Source organism: Acidimicrobiales bacterium (assembly GCA_036399815.1).
GTDB lineage: Bacteria > Actinomycetota > Acidimicrobiia > Acidimicrobiales > DASWMK01 > DASWMK01.
Genome location: DASWMK010000126.1, coordinates 1 through 7412, shown reverse-complemented (window position 1 = coordinate 7412; position 7412 = coordinate 1). Strand labels below are relative to the sequence as shown.

The following is a 7412-nucleotide window of genomic DNA, read 5'->3' as shown; positions in this document are numbered from 1 at the left end:
TCGACGGCCCGCTGCGCCGCCCAGCCCGCCAGCGCGTGCCAGTCGGCCGCCACGTCGTCCCGGCCGGGAGGCGGCGCCCCCAGGGCGGCGACCCGGTCGCGGGCCTCGTCGAACGTCCGCCGGTCGGCCGACTCCCGGCGGCGCAGGTCCTCGAGGGTGCGCCGGGCGGCGAGCACGGCCCGCCTCGCCTGGCGGTCCCTCGTGGACGCCGCGTCCCATGCGGCGGAAGCGGCGGCGACCGTGGCCAGGGTCGCCCGGAGGGCGGACGGGTCGGGGTGGTCGGCGAGGAGCGCCCCGAGTGCGGCCAGCTGGTCGGCGATCGACCCGAGCTTGGTCTCGACCTCGACTCGGTCGCGTTGGGCCGCGGCGAGCGCCCGCCTGGCCCGGTCCACCTCGGCCGCCGCCTGCCTGGCCGCCGCCTCCGCCGCCCGCACCTCCCCCACGCCGACCGCCGGGCCGGTGGGCGGTTCGTGGACGGCCTGCCGGCAGACCGGGCACGGCTCGCCGGCCACGAGGACGGCGGCGAGGTCGGCGGCCCGGTGCTCCCATCGCGCGTGGTCGACGGCGGCCTGGGCGGCTGCCGCGCGCTCCTCGGCCCGGGCCAGCGTCGCCGCCGCGGCGGTCTCGCCGTCGACCCGCTCGGCGAGGACGGCGCGCCCCTTCTCCTGCTGGGCCAGGTGGCGGCTGCGCTCGTCGTGCGCCCGCAGGGCCGCCTCGAGCTGGTCCCGGCGCGGGAGGGCGGCCAGGGCCGCCTCGGCCGCGTCGGCGGCAGCCGTCGCCGCCGCCTCCTCGCGCTCGGCCTCGTCGAGGGCCTCGGCGGCGGCCGCCACCGCCGCGGCCCGGTCGGCCACACCCTCGGGCACGGCCACCGCGGCGAGCAGGCGGGCCCTGGTCGCCGACGCCGCCGCCTCCGCTCGGGCGTCGCGCTCGGCGGCCGCCAGCTCGTCCAGCGCCGGCGCCTCCCGCACCACCTCCTCCGCGAGCGCGACGAGGAGGTCGTGGCGCGCCGCGGCCTCCCCACGGGCCTCCGGGGTGGCGAACGCCAGCCGGCCGAGCAGGACGCCGGCGAGGTCGGCCTGCTGGCGGGCGGTCCGCTCCCGCTCCCGCGCCAGCTGGCCCATCCGCTCGTAGAGGCCGAGGTCGAGCAGGGAGACGAGCAGGTCCTGGCGCTTGCGCGGCTCCTCGTGGAGGAGGCGGGCGAACTCGCCCTGCGGCAGCACCACGCACGTCGTGAAGTGGTCGAAGCCGAGGCCGAGGAGCGCCTCGACGGCCTGCCCCAGCTCCCGCTCGTTCCCGGCGAGCACCTGCCCGCCCGGTCCCTCCAGCCGCGCCTCTTTGGTGGTGGCGCCCGTCTTCGTCCGCCGCACGACCCGGACCGCCGTGTAGCGCTCGTCGCCGACGAGGAAGTCCAGCCGCACCTTCGTCTCGCTGCGACCGAGCGACACGACCGGCGCCACCGCCCGCCGGTCGAGCCGGGGGACCGAGCCGTACAGGGCGAAGACCATGGCGTCGACCAGGCTGGACTTGCCGGAACCGGTCGGCCCGGTGAGGGCGAACAGCTCGGCGCCCTCGAAGTCGACGACCGTGCGGTCCCGGAAGGCGGTGAACCCCTCGAGCTCGAGGCGCAGCGGCCGCATCAGTCCTCGGCCTCCTCGAGCAGCTCGGCGAACAGTCCGAGCAGGGCCGGGTCGGTCTCGCCCCGCTCGTCGAGGTACGCCCGGAACAGGTCGGTGGGCGTGCGACCGACCCGGGACGGCCGTCCCACCGCACCGTCGCCCGCCTCGTCCGGCCGCTCGACGACGACGTCCACGCAGCCGGGGAACAGGTCCCGCACCTCGTCGGCCAGGCCGAGGCGGGGCGCCTCCCGCACCACCACGCGGAGGTGGTCGTCGCCCGTCGTGCCGGCCACCGCCCGCAGCTCGGCGACCGTCCCGCGCAGGGTCCTCAGGCGGCGACCCGACCGCAACCGCACGTCGCGCACCTTCGGGCGGCGGCCGGGCGCGACCTCGACGACCACGACCGCCTTCTCGTCGGCCTCCTCGCCGAAGTCGAGCTGGAGCGGCGACCCCGAGTAGTGGATCTCGCACGCGCCGGGGATCGCCTGACGCCGGTGGAGGTGACCGAGGGCGACGTAGGACGCGGTGGCCGGGAAGGCGAGCGCCCCCACCTCGTACTCGAACACGGTGTGCGCCGCCCGCTCGCCGCCGCCGAGCTTCCCGCCGCCGGCCGTGAGATGGGCGGCGACGAGGTTGACGGTCGACGGCCCGAACCCGGCGGTCAGCGCGCCGACCAGCTGCCGGACCCGCTCGTCGTAGCGCTGGCCGTGCTGGAAGGCGTCCGCGCCCATCAGGTCGGACGCCTTGACCACCCACCGCTGGGAGAGGAACGGCAGCACGGCCACCAGCGCCCGCTCGGTCCCGTCCCGCGACGTCACCTCGACCACGCCGCCGTCCTCGGGGCGGCGGAACGTGGGCCGGCACACCACGCGGCCCAGCTCGAGGAGCGGCGTGACGGCCTTGAGCCGCTGCTGGCTGTCGTGGTTCCCGGCCACGACGAGCACCGTCGCCCCGGTGGCGGCGAGGTCGAGCAGCGCCCGGTAGACGACGTCCTCGCTCTCTGCGGTCGGCGCCGCCGTGTCGAACAGGTCGCCGACGACGAGCACGAGGTCCACGGCTTCGTCGGCGGCGACGCCGGCGATCTCCTCCAGCACGGCGCGGTGCTCGTCGACCCGGCTCCTCCCCCGGATCGTCCGCCCGACGTGCCAGTCCGACGTGTGGAGGACCTTCACGACGGCAGCCCGTCGAACGGGTCGGCCCCGGCCACTGACGTCGACCTCGGGTTGGCGCCGGCCTCCCCCGCTCGGGTCGCCCACGCGGGGAACGGGAACTGGACCACGAGCGGCACCGGCAGCTCGGGCTGGGCGATGAGCATGGTGCCCGGCTTGACGATCGTCGCCCGCTGGCGCTGGACGGGGGGCAGGAACCCGTACTCGCCCCTCGCCGCCTCGGCCGCGTCGAGCCGGCCGACCACGCGGATGGCCGAGTTCGCGACGACGCGCCGCTCGACCTCGCTCGCCGTCTGCTGCGCGCCGATGAGCACGATGCCGAGCGAGCGGCCGCGCTCGGCGACGTCGAGGAGGATCTCCTTGATGGGGCTCGACCCCTCCCGCGGGGCGTACTTGTTCAGCTCGTCGAGCACGACGAACTGGAGCGGCCAGGCCGTGCCCGCCTCCTCCTTCGCCCGGAACGCCTTGCGGAGCACGACGCCGACGACGAACCGCTTGGCCCGGTCGGACAGGTTGTGCAGGTCGACGACCGTGACCTGGCTGGAGAAGCGGACCTGGTGCCCCGCCGGGTGGGGCACGTCCGCCCTGACCAGGTGGGCCACATGGGGGACGGCGGCGTAGAGCCGGCGGAGGAAGGCGTTCACCGTCCCCGGGCCGATCGCCCGCCCCGCCCAGCGGGGCCCGTCGAGGTCGTCCTCGACCTTCGCCGCGATCACGTCGACGAGGTCCCTGAACGTCTTCACCGGCTCACCGTCGACGGCGACGGCGCCCTCGTCGCCGGCCGGCTGGGCCTCGGCCAGGCGGGCGGTGACGTTGTGGACGACCATCGTGTACTGCTGGCGGTCGTCCTCCGCGTCGGCGAACAGGAACGGCAGCAGCTCCTGGCGGCAGAACTCCTCCAGGGTCCAGAAGAAGGAGGTGACCCCCTCCGTGCGGCTGGCGACGTCGGGCCGGGCGGTGGGGTCGTTGCGCCGCGGCGGGGCGAGCACGTCCACGTCCGGGAAGGCGCCGGGCTGGAGGCCGAGGGCGAGGTAGCGGGCGCCGTCGGCCTCGTCCAGGTCGCGGTTGGGGTGGTCGAGGAAGAGCAGGTCCTCGCCCTTGACGTTGAAGATCAGCGCCTTCGTGTTGGCCGCCTCGGCGCCGAGCACGCCCGAGGTGAACAGGCCGTAGAGCAGGAAGGTGGCATAGGTCGTCTTCGTGGCGACCCCGGAGACGCCGCTGATGTTGACGTGCGCGCCCCTCGTGCCGTCGAGGAAGTCCAGGTTGACGTAGACGGGCTGGTCGTCCCGGCTGAGGCCGGCCGGCAGCCGGCGGGTCATCCCGTCGAAGAACAGGGCCTGCTCGCGGTCGTCGCCCGTGGCCCGGCGCACGGCGTCGCCCGGCCGCGGCGGGACGTAGACCTCGGGCTCGAAGCGGGTGGTCTGCACGAGGGCCGCCTCGCTGACCTCGGCCGGCAGGACCCCCTCGTGGATGAGGAAGACGTCGCTGTCGAACCGGGCCCCCTCGTGGCGAGCCCTCACCTGGGCGACGACGCCGTAGAGGCGCACCGGCTCCTCCGCCCCCGGCAGGCGGCGCTCGAGCGCGACGACGTCGTCCAGCTGCAGGTACGCGTCCGGCGAGACCCCCACCCAGAACTCGAGCGGGGTGGCGTCCTCGGTGCCGAGCACCCGGCCGACGGCGGTCTCGTCCATCGGGAGCGACGGTACCAACGGGGTGTGACAGGACCGGGTGACCCGCCCTCCCACCAGCTCGGGTCGTAAGTGTCACAGGGGGTCGGCAGGATGGTCGGCGTGAGGAGCCACGCCTATCGCGACGTCCTCGGCACCCGACACGTGCCCCGGCTGCTGGCCGCCGGCATCCTCGGGCGGGTCCCGGGCGGCATGGCGGGGCTCGCCCTCGTGCTGCTCGTGAGGGACGGCGGCGGCTCCTACGCGGCGGCCGGGCTGGTCACGGGCACCCTCGCCATCGCCACCGGCCTCGCCGCCCCGGCACTCGGCCGGCTGGTGGACCGGGTCGGGCAGACGCGGGTGCTCCTGCTCGCCGGTTCGGTCAACGCCGCCGCGTTCGTCACGCTCGCCGCCCTCGCCGACCGCCTCGGCACGGGCGGGATGGTCGCTCTGGCCGCCGTCGCCGGGGCGTCCACCCCACCGCTCGCCCCGTGCCTGCGGGCGCTGTGGTCGACGTTGATGGACGACGACGGGCGCCTCCAGGCCGCCTTCGCCCTCGAGTCGACGGTCCAGGAGCTGATCTGGATCGTCGGGCCGCTCCTCGCGGTCGGCATCGCCTCGGCGGCGTCGCCGGCGCTCGCCGTCGGCGCGGTCGCCGTGCTGGTGGCCATGGGCGTGCTCTCCTTCGCCGGCTCGCCCGCGTCACGGTCCTGGCGGCCGGCGCCCCGCCCGGCCGGGACCTCCGGCGGCTGGGTCGGGCCCCTCGCCAGCCCCGGCCTCCGCGTCATCCTCGGCTCGCTGGCGCTGGTCGCCGTCGCCTTCGGCACCGCCGAGGTCGCCATGCCGGCGTTCGCCGAGGGCCTCGGGCACCGCGCCGGCGCCGGGGCGCTGCTGGCGGTGTGGGCCGTGGGCAGCATGGTCGGCGGCCTCGCCTACGGCGCCCGCTCGTGGGGGAACGACCCGGCCCGGCGCTACACCGTGCTCGTCACCGCCCTGGCCGTCGGGATCGCGCCCCTCTCGGTCGCCGGGGGGTGGGTGCCGATGGGGGCGCTGCTGCTCGTCTCCGGGGTGACGATCGCGCCGACCGTCGCCTGCGGGTACCTGCTCATCGACCGGTCGGCGCCGCCCGGCACGCTGACCGAGGCGTTCACGTGGGCGTCCACCGGGTTCATGTCGGGCGCCGCCCTCGGGAACGCGCTCGGTGGCCTGGTGATCGACGCCGGCGGGGCGAGGGGCGGGTTCCTCGTCGCCTGCGTGGCGGCCACCGCCGGCGCCGCGCTCGCCCGGGTCAACCGGGGCCGCCTCGGCGCGAGGCCGGTCGCCCTGCCCCAGGCGGCCGTCGCCGCGTCGTCCGCCTAGGGTCGCCGCCGTGACCGACGCGCTCACCACGACGACCGAGGGGCCCGTCGCCGTCCTCACCATCGACGACGGCCGGGCCAACGCGCTCACCCCGGAGCTCATCGCCGCCCTCCAGTCGGCCTTCGACCGGGCGGAGGCCGAGTCGGGCGCGGTGGTGCTGGTCGGGCGCCCGGGGCGCTTCTGCGCGGGGTTCGACCTCTCGGTGATGCGCCAGGGCGGCGACGCCACCCGGTCGCTCGTCGGCGACGGCGCCGAGCTGCTCCTGCGGATGTGGACCTCGCCGCTGCCGGTGGTCGCCGCGTGCACGGGGTCGGCGGTCGCCGCCGGGGCCCTGCTCCTCCTCGCCTCGGACGTCCGCATCGGGGCCGACGTGGAGGCCCGCATCGGCCTCAACGAGGTGGCCATCGGGCTCGGCCTCCCGGTGTTCGCCATCGAGCTGGCGAGGGCCCGCCTCGACCCGCGGCGCCTCACCGGGGCGACCCTCCTCGCGCGGCTGATGGGGGTGGGCGAGGCGGTGGACGCCGGCTACCTGGACCGCGCCGTTGCCGCCGACGACCTCGTGGGCGAGGCGATCGCGGAGGCGAGCCGCCTGGCCGAGCTGCCCCGGGGCGCCTTCGCCCTGAGCAAGGAGCGCGTCCGGGCCGCCACGGTCGCGCACATCCGGGCGTCGCTCGACGAGGACCTCGCCGTCATCGGCCCGCCGACGGGGTGATGCCTATGACGGCGGGGTGAACGTCTCGGCGATGGTGGTGAACGTCTCGTTCGCCTCGCCCCACCGGCTGTCGGCGGCGACGGAGAACAGCGCGAACCCGTAGTCGCCGGTCACCACGCCGAGGTCGGTGGCGTGGAGCCGGGTGCCGTCGTCGACCCAGGTGAACTCCCAGACGGCGGCATCGAAGCCCCGGTACTCGACCTGCTCCAGGCGGATCTCCTGGTAGCCCTCGTGCGTCCTGGCGAAGTTCGGGGCCTGCTCCTGCCAGGCGCCGAGCGCCGACGGGCCCGGGTCGCCGGTCCACTCGACGAGCACGCTGTCGCCGTTCGACGGGTCGCGGAAGCGGACGCGGTTGGCGCCGGCCTCCACCTGCTGCCAATCCGGCGGGTGCGGGAGCACGAAGCCGGTGGTCGGCTCGGTGTAGGTCGTCCACCCGTCGGGGACACCGGACGGCGGCGGCGCCGCGGTCGTCACGGTCGTCGGCGCGGCCGTCGTCGCGGTCGTGGTCGGCGCCGCGGTCGTGGTCGGCGCGGCCGTCGTCTCGGTGGTGGTCGGCGGGGCCGTCGTGCTGCTGCCCGCCCGCGCGGTCGTCTCCGTGGTGCTCGACGACGGCCCGCCCGCGGTTACGTCGTCGCCGCCGTCGTCGTCACGGAGCGCGGCGACGGCCGCGAACCCGACGGCGAGGAGCGCGACGACGGCGAGGAGCGCGATCGCCCACCCCCACCCGCCGGTGCCGCGGCGGCGCGGCGGGGCGACGGCCCGACGGACCGGGCGGCGCTGGACGGGCGGCGGCGCGGCCTCGGCCACCGGCTCACCGCTCATGGGCAGGAGGGGCGCGGCGACCGTCGCCGCCGGGGCGACATGGGTCGTCGCGGCGGCCCCGTCCCCG

Annotated in this window: 6 protein-coding genes; 2 read left to right on the top strand and 4 right to left on the bottom strand. The window is 76.7% G+C overall.

What is annotated here, in order from left to right; genetic code table 11:
* The 3 genes from VGB14_08755 to VGB14_08745 form a co-directional block, all read right to left on the bottom strand.
* Nucleotides 1-1637: SMC family ATPase (locus tag VGB14_08755; protein HEX9993001.1), on the bottom strand; the 1637-nt coding region annotated here is incomplete at its 3' end.
* The gene (gene sbcD, locus VGB14_08750; GenBank protein HEX9993000.1) at nucleotides 1637-2788 is read right to left on the bottom strand and encodes an exonuclease subunit SbcD; all 1152 of its coding nucleotides are present in this window, start codon (nucleotides 2786-2788) and stop codon (nucleotides 1637-1639) included. The genes VGB14_08755 and sbcD, both read right to left, overlap by 1 nt.
* Complete coding sequence (locus tag VGB14_08745) at nucleotides 2785-4476, bottom strand: ATP-binding protein (GenBank protein HEX9992999.1); 1692 nt, start codon at nucleotides 4474-4476, stop codon at nucleotides 2785-2787. The genes sbcD and VGB14_08745 overlap by 4 nt, the downstream gene beginning before the upstream one ends.
* Before the next feature lie 99 nt (nucleotides 4477-4575).
* Between VGB14_08745 and VGB14_08740 the strand changes: the two genes are divergently transcribed.
* Nucleotides 4576-5811, top strand: coding sequence for an MFS transporter (locus VGB14_08740; protein HEX9992998.1), 1236 nt, complete (start codon nucleotides 4576-4578; stop codon nucleotides 5809-5811).
* Nucleotides 5812-5821: 10 nt separating this feature from the next.
* A complete protein-coding gene (locus tag VGB14_08735; protein HEX9992997.1) occupies nucleotides 5822-6523 on the top strand; it encodes a crotonase/enoyl-CoA hydratase family protein in 702 nt (233 codons plus the stop codon).
* A gap of 3 nt (nucleotides 6524-6526) precedes the next feature.
* Here VGB14_08735 and VGB14_08730 read toward each other — a convergent pair.
* Nucleotides 6527-7412: hypothetical protein (locus VGB14_08730; GenBank protein ID HEX9992996.1), on the bottom strand; the 886-nt coding region annotated here is incomplete at its 5' end.

Bases quoted from the DNA above. Each gene is read 5' to 3' on its own strand.
- VGB14_08745 (HEX9992999.1), bottom strand. From the start codon at position 4,476: ATGGACGAGACCGCCGTCGGCCGGGTGCTCGGCACCGAGGACGCCACC.